The organism is Shewanella sp. AC91-MNA-CIBAN-0169 (assembly GCF_040310165.1).
Lineage (GTDB): Bacteria > Pseudomonadota > Gammaproteobacteria > Enterobacterales > Shewanellaceae > Shewanella.
This window is the reverse complement of sequence record NZ_JBEOPM010000003.1, coordinates 111804-128871: the sequence shown is the minus strand read 5'-3', so window position 1 is coordinate 128871 and position 17068 is coordinate 111804. Positions and strand designations below refer to the sequence as shown.

Genomic DNA, 17068 nt, shown 5'->3' with positions numbered 1-17068 from the left:
CCTTTCCCTGATGTACCTTGCTAACTCACTTTACTGCATAAATGATTTACATAACTAGCTTTGAAGTGGTCAGAACCAACTACGTTAGTGGCCGTAGGCATTAAAGAATAAACAGGCAAATGATGTTGATCATTCATTACGCCACTTCAAAGATTACCAGCTAAGCGAATACATGACTGGCAGTAATAGCGATAAACTCACCCAAACGATAATCGTTAGTGGGACGCCCACTCGGACAAAATCGGTAAATTTATAGCCGCCAGCATGCATTACCAGTAGGTTAGTCTTATAAGCCATAGGGGTGGCATAACTCATATTGGCACCAAACAGCACCGCAATAACAAAGGGTTCGGGATCAACCTGCAGTTGCTGCGCAATGCTGATAGCAATAGGAGTGCCTATGACTGCAGCAGCATTATTAGACACAATATTGGTCATAATGGCCATTAACAACATCAATCCAGATACAATAACCGCCGGAGAAGCCCCTGCGGTTAACGCGACAAATACTTGTGCTAAATACTCTGCACCACCGGTTTTTAATAATGCCGCCCCCATCGCCAAACTCGCCGCCACAATCAAAATGACCTGAGTGCTTAGCGCCATAGAAGCATGACGCCAGGTTAGGCAGCGTGTGACCAGCATAAGCAGCACACCCCCTACAGCACTTATCGCAATGGGAACATCCCCAAATGCAGACACAAGAATAATTGCCGCCATAATCAGTAAAGCCGTTACCGCTTTATCCGTGTACGGAAGATCTGCGGTGGCATCGAGCACTAATAGCTCACCAGCACGTTTGATTTCGCCTATGGTATCTTGATCTCCCTGCACTAAAAGAACATCACCAATGCGCAAACGGGCCTGTGCTATTTTTTCACGCAGCGTCTCTACTGAGTTTCCCTCTCGATGTATTGCCAGCACCATTAATTGATAACGATCATAAAAGTTAAGCTGCCTCAAGGTCATACCAAGCAAAGGTGAACCTTGCATGACAACTATTTCGGCAATCTGCTGTCCCTCACCGGATAATGGATGCTCTTCATCAACAGGCGTATCTCCAACATAGAGCATGGCATCCAGAGCACTTTCCAGTTCCTTCAAATTTTCCGGAGTGTCATTCACCATTAACCTATCTCCAGCCTGAATTTGCGCATCGGGCAACGGTACAACATAGGTTCCAGTACCCCGCATAATGCGTGATACTTCCAGCAAACCTGAGCTCTTTTCAATCAGTTCGGTCAATGTCTTACCGACTGCAAAACCGTCTTCCAATATAACCAGTTGGGCAGTAAATATTCTTGGGGAGGTATCGCTGAGTATGGCCTTACGAGCAGGCAGTAAGCGTGGCGCAATCAACCATAAATAAACAATAGCAATAGCGGCAACGATTGCTGCCGGTACAAAAAAATCAAACATCTGCAGTCTTCTTAAGCCCATATCTGCAGCAACTGAAACAACTAACAAATTCGTCGAGGTGCCAATACTGGTGCTCATACCGCCCACCAGAGTGGCAAATCCCATTGGCATTAACATCCCCGAAGCTGGCTCTCCGGTTCGCAGCGATACACTGATTAGAATAGGCAGCAGCAATACGACTATCGGTACATTATTGACAAATGCACTCAGAAAAGCGCCAACCAGCAAGGTCAACAACATACTCAATGCGGGGCTCACAAGCCATAAGCGCGCCAGAATTCGGCCAAGAGGTACTAGCGCTCCGGTGCGCACTAAACCATTTCCGGCAATCATTAAGGCACACACAGCCACCAGCGCTTCATGGCCAAAACCATTGAAAAACTGCAACGCCTCAAGATGTTGCCCCTGCGAATTGACGTAAGGAAAAACAGTAAAACCGATGCTCAGCATTGCCAGAATAAACAGACTCGACGTCTCAATGGCAATAGATTCTCTGGTAAATAGAAACAGGGCAAGCAACACAAGCAATAACACAGCCAGTGCATGCGCATCAGGAAGCGGTGGCAAAGTCGTTATATTCATTGCTGGCACCTGTCGTTAACCTTTTCTATTGGTATGAGCATGGTAAGGCTAGGCTTGCTGTGAAGTTTTTCCACTAAGCGCTTCAAAGCAGGTTGAGATATGTTGAATATAGATCAGTTAAATATTAGGCATTGTTTCTAACTAAAGCGAATTGAAGGTACGCGCGACAAACTTATCTGCGGTAAGTCCTTACTGGCTAATAACCCCCCAACGTAAAAACAACCCCAAAGTAAAAAAACCATAATAAAGCAAACGTAATTTACGCGAGTAAGCACTTTGCCTGTTGCAAGGTCGCTAACTCATCTTCCGTTGGATTAAGCGCGATAACACTGTCAATTTGCATCAGTAACGACTGCCAAAGCGGTTCGATAACTTGGCGCTGAATCTCGTTGGCGTGCAAATTAGCTTGTTGTAATAAATACGCTGCTTGTACCACATCGATACGGCCTAAAATGCCGTCGGCTAAGGCGACACTCAGTTCAATCATCGCGGTGACATTACGGCCGTATTTAATCACTTCATGTAAATAGTGTTCAGCAATATTAAGTTGCTGTTGGCTAGCACCATCGTCGTGCAAAATATCACTGCCACAACGTAACATCGCATCTAATTGACCTTGCTCGGCGGCTTCTTGCATCCATTGCTGGCTCGTAGCGATATCAACCTGGCAGCCCTCACCTTGTTCAAGCATCAGCGCCAAATGATATTGTGCATGCGGGTAACCGGTTTGCGCGGCTTTATTTACCCATAAGTAAGCTTGTTCAAATTGTTGGTTTTGATAAAACAGCACCCCAAGGTTTGACATTGCTTCAGCATCTTCTGCATTAGCGGCTAATGTCAGCAATGTTTCGGCTTGATTAATATCCACTTCAAATTGATCACTGCCCACCAGATAAAAGAAACCTAATAAGGCCTGCGCATTAACAATACCTTGTGCTGCAGCTTGCGCAATAAACGCCTCGCCCGTCGCAGGATTTGCCGCACCACTATAGCCATGCAGTAAGCTCACGCCATGCTCAAACAATGCCGCTTGATGATGAACTGATGCAATATGAAACCAATGTGCTGCTTGGGCAAATACATCCGCTGACGTTTGCTCAACCGTGGTTGATATAAGGCTTGGAGTGTTTGATTCTGCTGAATTTGAACTTGACGATGTTGAGCGTGATGATGCTGAATTTGAACTTGAATGTGAACTTGAATTTGCTAAGAGTGAACCGTCTGTGGTTTGTGCCAACGCACGCTCTTGCTCTTGTAGCATTAATCCTTTGGCTTTAAGTGACATCCCCACTAAATACTGTGCTTCGGGGTCATTCTTCATCACTGCGCGATAACATAAGTCGCGGCCAGCATATGAATCAAATGCTTCAAATTGATAGCGCGGAGCAGCACCTTGATGCAGTGAAGGATATAGCTTTGCAATTATTTGCAGAATTTGATGGATCGACTTTTCTGCGATGCTAACAAGCTGAGTTTGGGTTAAATGATATTTTTCAGGATGCGCACCACGATTACCATCACTGCGCAATCGGTGTAACGCCCGCACTGCAGCAACATCAATAACGCGTCGAAGGTTTAGCTGCTCGATACGATCATACAAGTTTGCCGAGGTAAACGTTACATCATGCTGCACCGCTAATTGAGCGGCGAGTTTATGGGTAAAGCTGCGAATGTAAACTAACGCTTGGGTAGGAATATCGCGTACATAGCTTTTAGCTAAACGGTAATCATCGCTCAACTCAACAGAGAAACCATTAATAAACTCAATATCATTTAACAATGGTTTCTCCTTTTAGCATGTTGATTGAATATTTATCCCTCTGCTTTATCGGCATCCGGTGTTTTACGATTAACCATATACAATCTAAATAACGCAATATTAACAAACAAACCTAAGAACGAAAACGTTGCTTCAACCACCAGTTGCAATGGAAAACCAACTTGCATCGCGACTTGTGAAAACATGCCAGCTAATAGAGACAATGGCACGTACAGCATTAATACCGCAATGGTTTTAATCGTTATAGGGCCGCTAAATTTAAAGCTACTCTTAATCGCTTCTAAAGGTGTTAAACGTTCAACCACCACCATAAAGTTCACATAGGCGAGGCGAGAAAACAAGTACAAGCTCACGATTAAGCCAATCAACCATAGTGGGCCAAACGCAGCAAAGATCATCACCGGCGCTAAAATGGCTAAACCAGAAAATACTCCAGCCAGTAATAATGGCGGTACAAAAGGCAAACTAGCCTTTAATATTTGTGCCGGGGCAAGATCATGGCCTTGAGAGCGTAGCTCTAAATACAAAGTTAATGCGGCAATTAAAAACGAAAACACCAACAATAACACCATCATTGCTGCAGCGTGTACTGCACCGAATTGAGGGTTTTCAGCATCAGCCTGTAGCATTTCATTACCTAGCCAAAGTTGAATAGCGACTTGGATTAACAGTAATGGCAGCGTCAGTACGGCAAGCTGACGGATGTGGTTTCGAAAAAAGTTAAATGCTTCAGTCAAAATTGCAAACAATGACATGTGGGTTCCAGTAATCTATTAACAACGAATATTGCGCTTAGGATACCCAAAAAAAATGCATTTTGCACAAGTCTAATGTGTAAAAATCGCGATCATCTGTCGCATTTATGTAAATCAGGGTAAAATGATGCATAAGTTTAGACATTGAGCCACATCAAAGGACACTCATTATGAAATTAGCTTCTGCATTACCGGTACTGTTTACCGTCTTCGTATTCTCAGCGCCAGCATCTGCGGGCTGGTTAGACAACGTTGCTGAAATAACTAAAAAACCAGCAACTGAACAAGCCAAAACCATTGCACTGTCTGAAACAATAGAACAATCTGAAACAACTGAGCAATCAAGTGCTTTAGTGGGTAACGTTATGTCTCAACTTGGCTTATCTCAAACCCAAGCTGAAGGCGGGTTAGGCTCACTACTTAGCTTGGCTCAAACCAATTTAGGTGAAAATGATTTTAGCCAATTAAGCGACAGCATCCCAAATGCGGACGGTCTACTGGCTGCAGTTCCTGCTTTATCATCAGGCAATGGCATGTCAGGATTATTGTCACAAGCAGGTGATTTAGGCTCTGCGTTACAAGGTAGCGCAATGGTATATGATGCTTTTGAAAAGCTTGGTATCTCAAAAGAATATATTACCCCTATGGTTGATATCGCTAAAAACTATCTCCAACAGAGTGGTGGTGACGGTACGGTTGATTTATTAATGAAAGGCTTAGGTTCAGTCTTATAATCATTATTAAGACGGCTTAAAGCTACCCTAACACCCGCGTTAACATTATTTAATCCCAAGCCATTCGCTTGGGATTAGCATTTTTGCTAGCATAAAAATGAATAGTAACATTGGACAGAATAATTATGATCGCCAAACTAAAGCAATTTCTCCAATCGCATACTCAAGAAAGTAGCCCAGAAGAGAAACAGAAAAACCTCAACCTGGCCGCGGCAACCCTATTGCAAGAGGTTGTGTACGCCGACGAAAATTTGGCTGCTGCTGAAGCTGCTTTACTGCCCGAAGTGCTCATCAGCACTTTAGGCATTAACCCAGAAGAAGCGATAACCCTTATAGAAGAAGCAAATCAAAGCCGTAAAAATGCCACGTCTCTATTTGAGTTTACCGCCGAAATCAATGCTCAATTTAGTATTGATGACAAACAAAAATTACTGCTGTCAATGTGGCAATTAGCTTATGCCGATGGTGAATTGTCGCAATATGAAGACCAAATTATTCGCCGCACAGCTGATTTACTGCATTTAAAGCACAGTGAACTGATTCAAATGCGCAATATAGCCATGGAAACTCGCTAAATAATAGCCAATTAGCCTTGGCTATTATTGAGTAAATACTTACGCGTAAGATGAGCTTTTTGCCACCACATAAAAGGGGCGATAACCAACACCAATACAATGGCGTAAATCATATTACTGCCAAGCGCGACGCCCAAACCAACACAAAACAAACAACCTGCAATCACTAATGGTAGATACCGCTTGCTGAGTAACTTAGCTGCAGACAACATCGCCAATAAGTAAATAATCACAAACACGCCATTACTCCAAGCGATTAAGTCTTCTAATTCTTGAGTGCTATAAAAGGTCACGATGATCACCACCGCCATAGCCCCCAAAATGGCAAACAAGGCTCTAAAGGGCACACCGTGTGGGTTTAATTTATCAAAATAGCGCGGTAAAATGCCTTCTTTACTGAAGCTCCACAATAAACGCGCGGCACTAGCAGCATACACATTCACGGTTGCTAACCCGCTGGCGATACCTAATACTCCGATGATATACGCGCCATATCCACCCAAAAAGGTGTTTGATAACAAATAATCAAATGCCGATATCATCGCTAAGCCGTCACCCTCGGTTGGTACCATTAGCAATAAAAAAGTACAGGCTAAATAAATAACGCCCACTAATACGGTGCCCATCATCATTGCAGGCAGCAAATCTTTTTCGGGTTGGCGAAAGTCGCTGGCAAGATGTGTCATGGCCTCAATGCCTAGAAAACTCCAAAAACCAATACCCATTGCTAGCATCACCCCACTAAACTGCGGATGACTGCCATGCGCAAAGGTTTGTAGCTGATCGACATTTAACCCGCTGGCACCAAATAATATTGCGACTACCGATACAATCAACAAGGTTAACGCAAACTGTAATTTTGCCGACACCTGAATACCTTTAATATTCAGCAGCAATAACACAGCCACAATCAATAACTCTGCGACTAATTGACCTAGCCCAGAAATCGATATTAATGCTTCTAAAAATTGAAAGGTCATTAAAATTGCAGCAGGTGCACCAATGGGGATCACTAATAAAAAAATCAGCCCAATTGTTCGGCCTGCTGTAGCACCAAATGCTTTTTCAATAAAGTAAGCTGGACCCGCAGCATGTGGGAATCGACTCGCTAACAAACCAAATACTAATGCGACTGGGATAATGGCTACCGTTAATAACAACCATGCTAATAGCGAACCTGAGCCCGCTACCTCTATGGTCATTTGCGGTAAAATAAATACCCCAGTGCCTAGCAATGTGGTGGCCATTAAGCCAGCGCCTTGCCAGCGTCCTATTGTTGCGGTCATTTGATTCATTATCTTATTCTTACTGTGATATATTGCGATATTATAAGGCCAAACAGTAAAACATTCTGCGGGTTAATGAGCTCAAGTTGCTTTGCTAAACCGACAATATGACGGATAAAAGGCAACTTTCCGTCATAATGACAGCATGTAGGTGTGACACACAATTATCGGGATATAAATCATTGGATAAATTTGATAAAGCGATTATAAACGAATTACGCCACAATGCTCGACAGAGTATTTCGTTTATTGCTGAGCAAGTGAATTTATCGCGCAGTGCTGTCACCGAGCGAATTAAGAAATTAGAACAAACGGGGGTTATCCGTGGCTATCAGGTTTTACTGAGTGAGTCGCAAAAACAAGGCGTGTCGGCATACTTTGAAATTCAGCATCGTTGCGCCCGTTGCGCCGAAGTCATCCATATTTTCACCACCATACCGGAAGTGATAACTTGCCAAGGCATTACCGGCGACATGGATTTATTGGTTTATGTGCATGCCAATTCTATGCAACGATTACATGAAATCCGCGAATTTATTGATGCTCAAGCTGACATCGTCAAAATTAAAACCCATGTGGTTATGAGCGAATGGATTAACAATCAAGCCTAAAAAAGCTCTGTATAGACAGAGCTTAATGGTTAAGTATGTTAACTGTAACTAAGCTAATTGCTTACCTATTTCTAACCCTTTACCTCTTAACTCGATGAGCTTCTCGGCTAGCCCAGCCATATCCATTTTAATAATGCCCGCTTTGTGATTCGTTATATCTGCCAACCAAGCGGTAAAAGATTCGTCATCTCGTTGATCATCCCAATGTGCAAACACCTCGTGCGACAAATAGATAACGGCAGCCAGCTTAGATGCAGGCTTAGCATTAAGCGGTGCGCGTTGATGCTCGATCCCTTGCACTAATGAAGGAGTAAATTTCCATGCTTTAGCTAATAGAGCACCAACAGAGGGTGAGTCGAAACCTAATAAGCTCGTTTCAAGCTGTTGCTTATCAGCCCCTTCAGCGACAGCGGCTCTGATTTGTGCTGCGACCGAAGGCTCAACAACGGCAATCAGTAAATCACCAATATTGTGTAAAATTGCGCACGTAAAAGCTTCATCTGGTGCAACGCCACATCGTTTGGCTACTTCTTGTGAATACAGGGCGACCTCAAAAGTCTCACCCCAGAATTGGGCGAGATCAATCCCTTCTGCATTAGGAATTGCACCAATAACCGCAGAAGCAATCACTAACGTCCGCAACGTTTGCATGCCTAATCGAATCACAGCTTCGTCAATAGAACCCACTTCACGACTGCGACCAAAATGAGCTGAATTAGCTAACCTCAATACTCTAGCGCTAATAAGAGGATCTTGAGCCACTTTGGCTGCAATACTCTTTACGGTGGTATTTTCATTATTAACCGCATCTAACAATTCACTAACCGCTTTGGGTAAGCGAGGTAACTCATCAACTCTTTTTAATAATGCAGCAGATTCCATATTCCGAGAGTCCTTGTTATTATTTTTAATACAATAAATAAATCATATTAATAACATTAGCACAACATAAATAAAGCAAGAGAGGATGAGGCTGATATTTGATTGTAGCCTTAACAACTTATTTCGCAGATTTTGGATAAAAATCTGCGCTAAATCTTAGATATAACGCTAACTTGGCGTTACACTAATATTCGTTTATTTATTTGTAATATGAGCCAATATGCAACAACAGACCAGCGCCGATATGAATTTGTTATGGGGTCAATTGATCTTGGAAGAGCTTGCACGCTTAGGGGTTAAGCATGTGTGTATGGCACCAGGTTCTCGCTCAACTCCGCTAACATTGGCCGCTGCTAGTCAAACCCAGCTCACTCGTCATATTCATTTTGACGAGCGTGGTTTAGGGTTTATGGCCCTTGGATTGGCAAAAGCCAGCAATGCGCCAGTCGCCATCATTACCACCTCAGGCACCGCCGTGGCCAATCTTTATCCAGCCATTGTTGAGGCGTGGTTAACCCATGTGCCGCTGATTATTTTATCTGGTGACAGACCACCAGAGCTGATTGATTGTGGTGCGAATCAAGCGATTATTCAGCCCGCTATTTTTGCTCAATATGCTAAACAAGTTAACTTACCAACGCCTGATCTTGGTTATCCGGCTAATGCATTATTGAGTACTATCGATCATGCTGTAGCTAACCAACACCAGCCGGTTCACATAAACTGTATGTACCGTGAGCCGCTATACCCAACAGAATTGGTGACATTGGCTCACGTAAAAAAAACCGCGAGCTTTACAACTGCAACCTATCTTGCACCATTAAACCAGTGGTTTGAAAACACTAAACCACTGACGCGCTATGCTAGCCTAACGACTGCAGAGTTACCCACTACAGACACCTTAATGCGCTTTGTTCACGGTAAAGGCGTGATAGTGGTTGGTACCTTAGCTCCTGAAGATAATCCACAGCAAATCGTCGCGTTAGCACAAAAGCTTGGCTGGCCAGTATTAGTTGATGCACAATCACAGTTGCGTCAGCATCCAGGCGTAATAGGCCACGTTGACCAGTTATTATTAAACCCGAAAGCCAACAAACAACTCGAGCAAGCTGAGCGGATATTAGTCTTTGGTGGGCGTTTTATTTCTAAACGTTTACTTCAATATATTGCCCAACAATCTTGGCATAGCTACTGGCATGTAAGTAAATACGGCGATCGTTTAGACCCGAGCCATCAATCTAAAGAATTTTATCAGGCAAGTGTTCAAGCGGTATGCCAATTACCTTGGCCACGCTCATCACAAGCCAACTGGGCATTACAATTATTACCGCTAAATGAGTCATTGGAGTCCCTGTTTAAACAACAAATCGACAATACAACCTTTGGTGAAGCCCAGGTTGTGCGTGCCATAGCATTGGCTCAAACAGATCAACATATACTGTTTATCGGTAATAGTTTACCTATCAGGCTCTACGATATGTACGCACCAATTGCCACCAATACACCGGCAATTTATACCAACCGAGGGGCATCGGGCATTGATGGATTAATTGCAACCGCTTGTGGCGTAGCCGCAGACAAAAATGCATCTACAACCCTAGTGATGGGCGACCTATCCTGTTTGCATGATTTCAATTCTCTGGCACTGTTAAAACAAATGACTCAACCATTTGTGCTGGTTATTATTAATAATGATGGCGGTAATATTTTTAATCTATTACCTGTACCCAATGAAAGCCTGCGCAATGATTTTTATCGATTAAGCCACGGTTTAGAGTTTGGTTATGGCGCTGCTATGTTTGGTTTAGCCTATCGACAAGCAGATGATATTGAGTCGTTTAATCAAGCGTATCAAGAAGCCTTTGAGTTTAATTGTGCCTCAGTGATTGAAGTCAATGTCAGCCCAACTCAAGCCAGCGACCAAATAGCACAAATCAGTCAATGGGTGAAACAACACTAATGGTAATGATCAGTCGCTTTGGCCAACCACAATTACCAGCATTATTGATGCTGCATGGTTTTTTGGGTAGTAAAGACGACTGGTCTATTTTAATGCCACGTTTAAGCCAATATTTTCATTGTATTTGCATTGATTTACCAGGCCATGGCGCTAACGTAGACACTTTAAACTCACCGGGATTACACCAAACGGCAGAGCTTATTGTGAGTAAAATGCATAGCATGGGTTATATGCAGTTTCATGTATTGGGTTACTCACTCGGCGGACGAATAGCGCTGCATATTGCAGATGATTATGCTGATTCGCTCTTGAGCTTAACGCTCGAATCCGCTCATCCTGGCTTGCAAGATGCTCAGCAACAAGCCGCGCGAGCTAAAAGCGATAGTATCTGGGCGAAAAAACTCCAGCATATGCCCATAGCGGACTTTCTCAGTCTTTGGTATCAACAAGCGGTTTTTAATGACTTGAGTCAATCTCAAAAGCAGCAACTTATTGCAATACGCCGCAGCAATGATCCACAACGCTTAACCAATTGTTACATGACAACGTCTCTTAGTTTGCAGCAAGACTGCCGCACTGTACTTGAGTCGCTAACGTGTCCATGTCATTTTATGTATGGGGTTGATGACAAAAAATTTGCTCAGGTGGCTATAGATTGGCAGGCGACACTGGCAGAGTCTGGTTTAGGCACTTTGCAGTTACATCCTTTGCACGCCGCAGGACATAATATTCACAGCCTGCATCCTCAATTGTTTACCGACACCTTACTGGGGTTATTGTGCTTAGATCCGTTAACGGATCCAAAGGAGTAACAATGTCATCAGATAACTCAACGATAACCAGCTGTACTCTGTATCAATATCAAATTGAGCTCAACCCTAGTTTACCTGTAGGCATACAACGAATTGATTTTCGTAAAGGGTTAGTGCTTGCTATCCAGCTCAATAATCAACAAGTGGCTTGGGTTGAAATTGCCCCATTATCAGGCATCGATATTGATAGCCAACCAATAACAGGGTTTAGCCAAGAGTCGCTTGATGAGGTGACATCACAACTGTTGTCAATATTACCGAGTTTGATCGATCAACCCTTAGCGATTTTAGCCAATATTGCAGAGCAGATGTCGCTGCCATCATTGGCATTCTCATTGAGCTTATTGGATGCAAAACTAACCCATCGATTGCCTGTTCGCATCGAATATCCACAGACTCAGTTAGCTGTGGTGCCATTACTTTACGATGGAATGTCAGCACACGTTATTACTCAAAAGTTACAGACACTGACCAGCATCAACAGCGTAAAAATTAAAGTCGCTCAAACCAGTATGGAAAGCGAAATCCAATTTATTTATCAAGTGCTGGCAATCGCACCTCACGTAACATTACGCTTAGATGCTAATCGTGGTTTTAGTCTTGAACAGGCTATCGACTTTTTAGCGTGTTTACCAAAACACAAAATTGAATACATTGAAGAGCCATGTATTAACCCCAGTGACAATGCCCAAATACACCGGCAATTGGGAATAAAATATGCCTTAGATGAGTCATTGAATTCATCTCAATTTGATCTCGATTTAGCATTACAACAACCCGGTTTAGGCGCATTAATTATCAAACCCATGTTATTGGGTTCGCTGGAAAAATTGCAAAACATGATTAGCCAAGCTCATCTTGCTGGTGTGCGCGGTATAGTAAGTTCAAGCTTAGAAGCTGACCTCGGTATCAGCGACTTACGCATAGTGAGCCAGGCACTAACACCAGATGAACCACCAGGCCTTGATACCTTAAGCGCCTTTAGCAAACCCGTGTTGTTAGTAACCTCTGAGTTTTCTCCGCGGCTAAATCATCAAGTGTTGCAATTACTGACTCACATCGGCCAGCCACAAGACTCAGGCGAGGCTGATATATAATGATGTCACCTTTGCATCAAGCAGCATTAAATCATCCAGATGCTATTGCTATTGAAAGTAGCCATAAAGCCGTCAATCCGAGCATCACTACTGGTAATAAGACTTGCAACAATACTTGCCCCACGACTTGCGTCAGTTATGCTCAGTTAAGTGGTTTAGTTCACTGTGTAGCGCAACAATTGCAATCACAAGGTGTTAAGCATGGCGATATTGTGGCTTGTGTATCACACAATAATATTGACATGATTTGCCTATATTGGGCATGCATTGATGCGGGATGGATATTTTTACCTTTGTCACCTCGATTGGCTGATGTGCAGATTAATCAGCTTATCAAACGCTTTGATCTCCAATGGTTATGGACCGATAACGTCAGCAGAAAAACCGCGATTGAGATTGCCCACTGGCTCGATATTGAACTGCCTCAAAAAGTAGATCAACTAAGCAACCAAGCTGTTGAGGTATCACCACATCAAGCTTCCAATATTATTCTCACATCTGGTTCAAGTGGAACACCCAAAGCTGCGGTACATTGCTTAACTAACCATTTGAGCAGCGCCAAAGGGGCTGCAACGTTTATTGCTTTAGCGCCGTCTGACGCTTGGCTATTATCGTTACCACTGTTTCATATTGGTGGGTTGGCCATTATTCATCGTTGCACTTTGGCTGGAGCCTGCATTGTATTGCGAGATCCCGCATTGACACTGGCCGAACAGCTAACAAGTAGCCATATCACCCATGTGTCATTAGTGCCAACCCAAGCGATACAGATACTCCAGCAACATCCCGCGGCGTTTACCAATGTAAGCGCATTACTGTTGGGCGGCGGAGCCATAGAACCGGCTCTTATTGATGCACTACAACACCTGCACATTAACGCTTACACCAGCTATGGTATGACAGAGATGAGCTCACAAATTACCACCGCTAAAGCCAATTTATTAGGCCATCATGGTTGTCCTTTGCCTTCAAGACAACTGAGGTTAAAAGACGGGGTGATTTGGGTAAAAGGTGAGTGTTTATTTTTAGGCTATTTAACCGACCAGGGGTTAAGCTTGCCATTAGATGATCAAGGTTGGTTTTGTACCCACGACAAAGGACTATTAGATCCAGAGGGACAACTGAGTATTTTAGGCCGCATGGATAACATGTTTATTTGTGGCGGTGAGAACATTCATCCAGAACAACTTGAAGCAGTATTATTAACTCATCCCAATGTCGCGCAAGCGATTGTATTTGCCCTAGACGATACAATTTTTGGCCACTTACCTGCTGCCATTATTGATTATTGTGTCGCAGACAATAGTACTAATGCAATTGAACTCGAGACCGTTAACATGGAGGCTGTTGACTTAAAGACTGTTGATTTAAGAGCCATTGATGTCGACAACATTAACCTGCAGCTGAGTCAGTTAGTTGAATCAACACTGGCGCGTTTCAAGCGGCCTAGACAATTTTTTGGTTGGCCAAAAGACGTCGTCACCAGTGGTTTAAAAGTGCCAAGAAAAAGCATCATCAACGCCATTCAAACCCAGATAGACGCAGCAAAAATAGCACCATAATAATATTGATTGCTCAACAACGCTTAACCATCGGTGGCTTCGGGCTTATTTTATGGCACTAAATTCGCTTATTCGAAATTTGCCTATATACGACATTGACTGGCTCTAGAGTGAATGGGTCTGCATTGGATTGCTCTAAGTTCAACATCAATGAGTGCTGATAAAGCTTCGCAGCCAAATTATCAAATTATCAAATTCCAGCCATAAAAAAACCTGCCGTAGCAGGTTTTAATCTATCAAAATCGAATACGCTGGAGTGTTACTCCATACAAGATTTAAGCTTGTTCATGGCATTCTTTTCTAACTGTCTGATTCGCTCAGCAGAGACTTCATAAGTCGATGCAAGTTCCTGCAAAGTCACTTTAGTATCATCTAACCAACGCGCACGTAATATATGCTGACTACGTTCGTCTAAGGTTTTAATGGCCGATAATAAACGTGTTTGAGAGTCTGCTTCCCAATTGGCGTGCTCAACCTGATCCGCCACATCTGAAGAATGATCTTCTAAATATAATGCTGGGGCAAAATCATGATGATCGTCATCGCTGTCATTGGTTAAGTCGAAGGCCGGATCTTGGGCTGCCATCCGTGATTCCATTTCGGTCACATCAGCTTTCGATACGCCTAAATTCTCTGCAACCATGGTCACTTCAGCGTCACTAAACCAACCTAAACGCTTTTTAGACTTACGAATATTAAAGAATAATTTACGCTGTGCTTTCGTGGTCGCTACTTTCACGATACGCCAGTTTTTCAACACGTATTCATGAATTTCAGCTTTAATCCAATGCACCGCAAAAGACACAAGGCGAACACCAACATCGGGATCGAAGCGTTTAACCGCTTTCATCAAGCCAATGTTACCTTCTTGAATAAGATCTGCCTGTGGTAAACCGTATCCTGAATAACCTTTCGCAACATGCACAACAAAACGAAGATGCGACATAATTAATTGCTTTGCCGCTTGTAGGTCGCCATTTTCTTGTAAACGCTTGGCGATGTCGTACTCTGTATCGGCGTCCAGCATATTGATGCTGGTCACAGACTGGATGTACGCTTCTAGGCTACTAGCATTATGCGGAACCGCCAGCGCCATTGATTGCGTTTGATAAGTCATTCGCTCTCCTACTACATTCAAAAATATATTTCAGCTAACTCGGTACGATGATTCTGTACGATGAATAAGGTCTCTTGGTTCACAACACAAGAGAGCTAACTCGATTTAGCCGATAAACTATCAACTATATGACATCATATGTCAAATAAGGTTCTACTAGATGAACATTTTTACCGCAAGGCTATCGCAATGCAAGTGAACAAACGTTCATTATTAAGGCTTAAGCTTCATTATACGCCTGCAATTATGACGGTTCAATGCTACGTAAGTGTTGTCGTACAGATAAATATGAGCCAAACCAGCCTAAGAATGATGCCAATAACACCAGTTTAATCAACTCTGAAAATGTTAATGACTGGATGGTTAATTCACTGCCATATAATCCCAGTAACTCTGCTAAGGCACCATCGAGATACCACACTAACACATTAATAATGAGCCAAGCCAAAATGCCACCGATGACCCCATACCAAATTCCAGTATATAAAAACGGACGTTGAATAAAGGCTTCGGTTGCACCCACTAGCTTCATTACTTCAATTTCGGTTCGACGGTTCATAATCGCAAGCCGAATGGTATTGCCAATAACTAACACCACCGCAAGAACCAGCAAGGCAGCAATGGCCAACACTGTTTTTTCAAGTAATTTAAGTAATGCCTGCAGACGCTCTAACCATTCAATATCTAAACGACCAAAGTTAACTTCGGATTCACGTTCTAATTTTACCAGTAACTCACGCGCCCCTGTGGGACTAGAATACTTAAGCGAAGGCGTTACCGTAACGACTGCAGGTAGTGGGTTTTCATCTAAATATGACAACGCCTCACCAAAACCAGATAAGCGTTGAAACTCTTCTAATGCTTGATCGCGACTAATATAAGTGACCGATTCAACCTCGCGGAATGCTTTGATACGCGACAACAAACTTTGAATGGATTGCTCACTGCGGCCTTTATTAATAAATAACGAAATTTCAGCGGCACTGTTCCAAGATTGAGTGATGTTTTCAGCATTTTTTACCAGTACCTGCAATGCCGCCGGTAAACTTAAACTCACGCCCAATACTGCCATGGTCATAATGGATGAAACAGGGCTGCGCCAAAGTTCTCCCATACTCGACATGCCTTGTTGCACATGGCGAATAAAAAACATCACAATACGACCGCTTAAAGGTAATTTACTCTGAGTAATATTCACTTTTTTACTCATCGTATTGTCTCCCCACCAGCAGTAGAACGTTCTCCACCGAGCATACGTCCTTCACGCAGAGTAAAAGTGCGATATTTCATGCGCGCAATAAGGCCTAAATCATGGGTGGCAATTAGCACGCTAGTACCCGAGTCATTAAAGGCTTCGAATAAGCGTAAAATATCCATCGATAATTTAGGGTCTAAGTTACCCGTAGGTTCATCGGCCAACAACAGTGGTGGCTTGTTAACAATAGCGCGGGCAATGCCGACTCGTTGTTGTTCACCACCCGACAGCATTATCGGCAAATGCCGTTCTTTGCCATATAAACCCACCATGTCGAGTGCGCCAGCAACACGCTTACGAATTTCGCCATGGGTGAAACCTTCGATCACTAACGGCAAGGCAATATTGTCAAATACGGTTTTATCCATCAACAAGTGATGATTTTGGAAGATCACCCCAATATTGCGACGTAAATAGGGCACATGTTTTGGCCCTACATTGGCAATGTTATGCCCATTAATAGACACCTTACCTGCCGTAGCACGTTCAATAACCGTAATAAGTTTGAGCAAGGTACTTTTACCCGCACCAGAATGGCCGGTTAAAAAAGCCATTTCACCTTGTCGAAGGTGAAAGTTGACATCCATAAGGGCCTTTTGGCCTCCAGCATAGATTTTACTGACCTGCTCAAATTGGATCAT

At 43.2% G+C, this 17068-nt stretch carries 15 protein-coding genes; 7 read left to right on the top strand and 8 right to left on the bottom strand.

Annotated elements, in window-relative coordinates:
- Nucleotides 1–153: 153 nt before the first annotated feature.
- From AAEY98_RS04625 to AAEY98_RS04615, 3 genes are all read right to left on the bottom strand, one after another.
- Complete coding sequence (locus tag AAEY98_RS04625) at nucleotides 154–2001, bottom strand: SLC13 family permease (RefSeq protein WP_351015264.1); 1848 nt, start codon at nucleotides 1999–2001, stop codon at nucleotides 154–156.
- A gap of 259 nt (nucleotides 2002–2260) precedes the next feature.
- Entirely contained in the window at nucleotides 2261–3781 is a 1521-nt protein-coding gene (locus AAEY98_RS04620; protein ID WP_351015261.1) for a tetratricopeptide repeat protein, read from the bottom strand.
- 32 nt (nucleotides 3782–3813) lie between these two features.
- Nucleotides 3814–4536 (bottom strand): hypothetical protein, encoded by a 723-nt coding sequence (locus AAEY98_RS04615; protein ID WP_101084911.1) that lies wholly within the window; start codon nucleotides 4534–4536, stop codon nucleotides 3814–3816.
- A gap of 170 nt (nucleotides 4537–4706) precedes the next feature.
- Between AAEY98_RS04615 and AAEY98_RS04610 the strand changes: the two genes are divergently transcribed.
- Nucleotides 4707–5270 carry a DUF2780 domain-containing protein gene (locus AAEY98_RS04610; protein ID WP_351015258.1) on the top strand — a complete coding sequence of 188 codons (564 nt, stop codon included), beginning with the start codon at nucleotides 4707–4709 and terminating at the stop codon, nucleotides 5268–5270.
- A gap of 125 nt (nucleotides 5271–5395) precedes the next feature.
- On the top strand, nucleotides 5396–5845 hold the full coding sequence (locus AAEY98_RS04605; RefSeq protein WP_101084909.1) for a tellurite resistance TerB family protein: 450 nt from the start codon (nucleotides 5396–5398) through the stop codon (nucleotides 5843–5845).
- Nucleotides 5846–5856: 11 nt separating this feature from the next.
- On the opposite strand, the gene yjeH is transcribed toward AAEY98_RS04605, so the two are convergent.
- Nucleotides 5857–7140 (bottom strand): L-methionine/branched-chain amino acid transporter, encoded by a 1284-nt coding sequence (gene yjeH / locus AAEY98_RS04600; protein WP_351015255.1) that lies wholly within the window; start codon nucleotides 7138–7140, stop codon nucleotides 5857–5859.
- Between the two features lie 173 nt (nucleotides 7141–7313).
- Between yjeH and AAEY98_RS04595 the strand changes: the two genes are divergently transcribed.
- A complete protein-coding gene (locus AAEY98_RS04595) occupies nucleotides 7314–7742 on the top strand; it encodes an Lrp/AsnC family transcriptional regulator (RefSeq protein WP_101084907.1) in 429 nt (142 codons plus the stop codon).
- Between the two features lie 48 nt (nucleotides 7743–7790).
- On the opposite strand, the gene AAEY98_RS04590 is transcribed toward AAEY98_RS04595, so the two are convergent.
- Nucleotides 7791–8624, bottom strand: coding sequence for an HDOD domain-containing protein (locus AAEY98_RS04590; protein WP_162022087.1), 834 nt, complete (start codon nucleotides 8622–8624; stop codon nucleotides 7791–7793).
- A 220-nt stretch (nucleotides 8625–8844) separates the two neighbouring features.
- On the opposite strand from AAEY98_RS04590, the gene menD reads away from it, so the two are divergent.
- Genes menD through menE form a run of 4 tightly spaced genes read left to right on the top strand, consistent with a single transcriptional unit; the run spans nucleotide 8845 to nucleotide 14055 of the window.
- Nucleotides 8845–10584 (top strand): 2-succinyl-5-enolpyruvyl-6-hydroxy-3-cyclohexene-1-carboxylic-acid synthase, encoded by a 1740-nt coding sequence (menD, locus tag AAEY98_RS04585; protein WP_162022086.1) that lies wholly within the window; start codon nucleotides 8845–8847, stop codon nucleotides 10582–10584.
- Complete coding sequence (gene menH, locus AAEY98_RS04580; RefSeq protein ID WP_351015251.1) at nucleotides 10584–11396, top strand: 2-succinyl-6-hydroxy-2,4-cyclohexadiene-1-carboxylate synthase; 813 nt, start codon at nucleotides 10584–10586, stop codon at nucleotides 11394–11396. The genes menD and menH overlap by 1 nt, the downstream gene beginning before the upstream one ends.
- A 2-nt stretch (nucleotides 11397–11398) precedes the next feature.
- Nucleotides 11399–12493: an o-succinylbenzoate synthase gene (gene menC, locus AAEY98_RS04575; RefSeq protein ID WP_351015248.1), complete on the top strand. Its 1095-nt coding sequence runs from the start codon at nucleotides 11399–11401 to the stop codon at nucleotides 12491–12493.
- Nucleotides 12493–14055 (top strand): o-succinylbenzoate--CoA ligase, encoded by a 1563-nt coding sequence (gene menE / locus AAEY98_RS04570; protein ID WP_351015245.1) that lies wholly within the window; start codon nucleotides 12493–12495, stop codon nucleotides 14053–14055. Before menC ends, menE begins: the two co-directional genes overlap by 1 nt.
- A gap of 259 nt (nucleotides 14056–14314) precedes the next feature.
- Here the strand turns inward: menE and rpoH are convergent, their stop codons facing one another.
- The 3 genes from rpoH to ftsE all read right to left on the bottom strand — a co-directional run bounded on the left by rpoH (nucleotide 14315) and on the right by ftsE (nucleotide 17068).
- The gene (rpoH, locus tag AAEY98_RS04565; RefSeq protein ID WP_011635768.1) at nucleotides 14315–15172 is read right to left on the bottom strand and encodes an RNA polymerase sigma factor RpoH; all 858 of its coding nucleotides are present in this window, start codon (nucleotides 15170–15172) and stop codon (nucleotides 14315–14317) included.
- A 244-nt stretch (nucleotides 15173–15416) separates the two neighbouring features.
- A complete protein-coding gene (gene ftsX, locus AAEY98_RS04560; protein WP_101084901.1) occupies nucleotides 15417–16382 on the bottom strand; it encodes a permease-like cell division protein FtsX in 966 nt (321 codons plus the stop codon).
- A complete protein-coding gene (ftsE, locus tag AAEY98_RS04555) occupies nucleotides 16379–17068 on the bottom strand; it encodes a cell division ATP-binding protein FtsE (RefSeq protein WP_101084900.1) in 690 nt (229 codons plus the stop codon). The genes ftsX and ftsE overlap by 4 nt, the downstream gene beginning before the upstream one ends.

Bases quoted from the DNA above. Each gene is read 5' to 3' on its own strand.
- AAEY98_RS04625 (WP_351015264.1), bottom strand. From the start codon at position 2,001: ATGAATATAACGACTTTGCCACCGCTTCCTGATGCGCATGCACTGGCT.
- AAEY98_RS04615 (WP_101084911.1), bottom strand. From the start codon at position 4,536: ATGTCATTGTTTGCAATTTTGACTGAAGCATTTAACTTTTTTCGAAAC.
- AAEY98_RS04610 (WP_351015258.1), top strand. From the start codon at position 4,707: ATGAAATTAGCTTCTGCATTACCGGTACTGTTTACCGTCTTCGTATTC.
- AAEY98_RS04605 (WP_101084909.1), top strand. From the start codon at position 5,396: ATGATCGCCAAACTAAAGCAATTTCTCCAATCGCATACTCAAGAAAGT.
- yjeH (WP_351015255.1), bottom strand. From the start codon at position 7,140: ATGAATCAAATGACCGCAACAATAGGACGCTGGCAAGGCGCTGGCTTA.
- AAEY98_RS04590 (WP_162022087.1), bottom strand. From the start codon at position 8,624: ATGGAATCTGCTGCATTATTAAAAAGAGTTGATGAGTTACCTCGCTTA.
- menD (WP_162022086.1), top strand. From the start codon at position 8,845: ATGCAACAACAGACCAGCGCCGATATGAATTTGTTATGGGGTCAATTG.
- menH (WP_351015251.1), top strand. From the start codon at position 10,584: ATGGTAATGATCAGTCGCTTTGGCCAACCACAATTACCAGCATTATTG.
- menC (WP_351015248.1), top strand. From the start codon at position 11,399: ATGTCATCAGATAACTCAACGATAACCAGCTGTACTCTGTATCAATAT.
- menE (WP_351015245.1), top strand. From the start codon at position 12,493: ATGATGTCACCTTTGCATCAAGCAGCATTAAATCATCCAGATGCTATT.
- rpoH (WP_011635768.1), bottom strand. From the start codon at position 15,172: ATGACTTATCAAACGCAATCAATGGCGCTGGCGGTTCCGCATAATGCT.
- ftsX (WP_101084901.1), bottom strand. From the start codon at position 16,382: ATGAGTAAAAAAGTGAATATTACTCAGAGTAAATTACCTTTAAGCGGT.
- ftsE (WP_101084900.1), bottom strand. From the start codon at position 17,068: ATGATCCAATTTGAGCAGGTCAGTAAAATCTATGCTGGAGGCCAAAAG.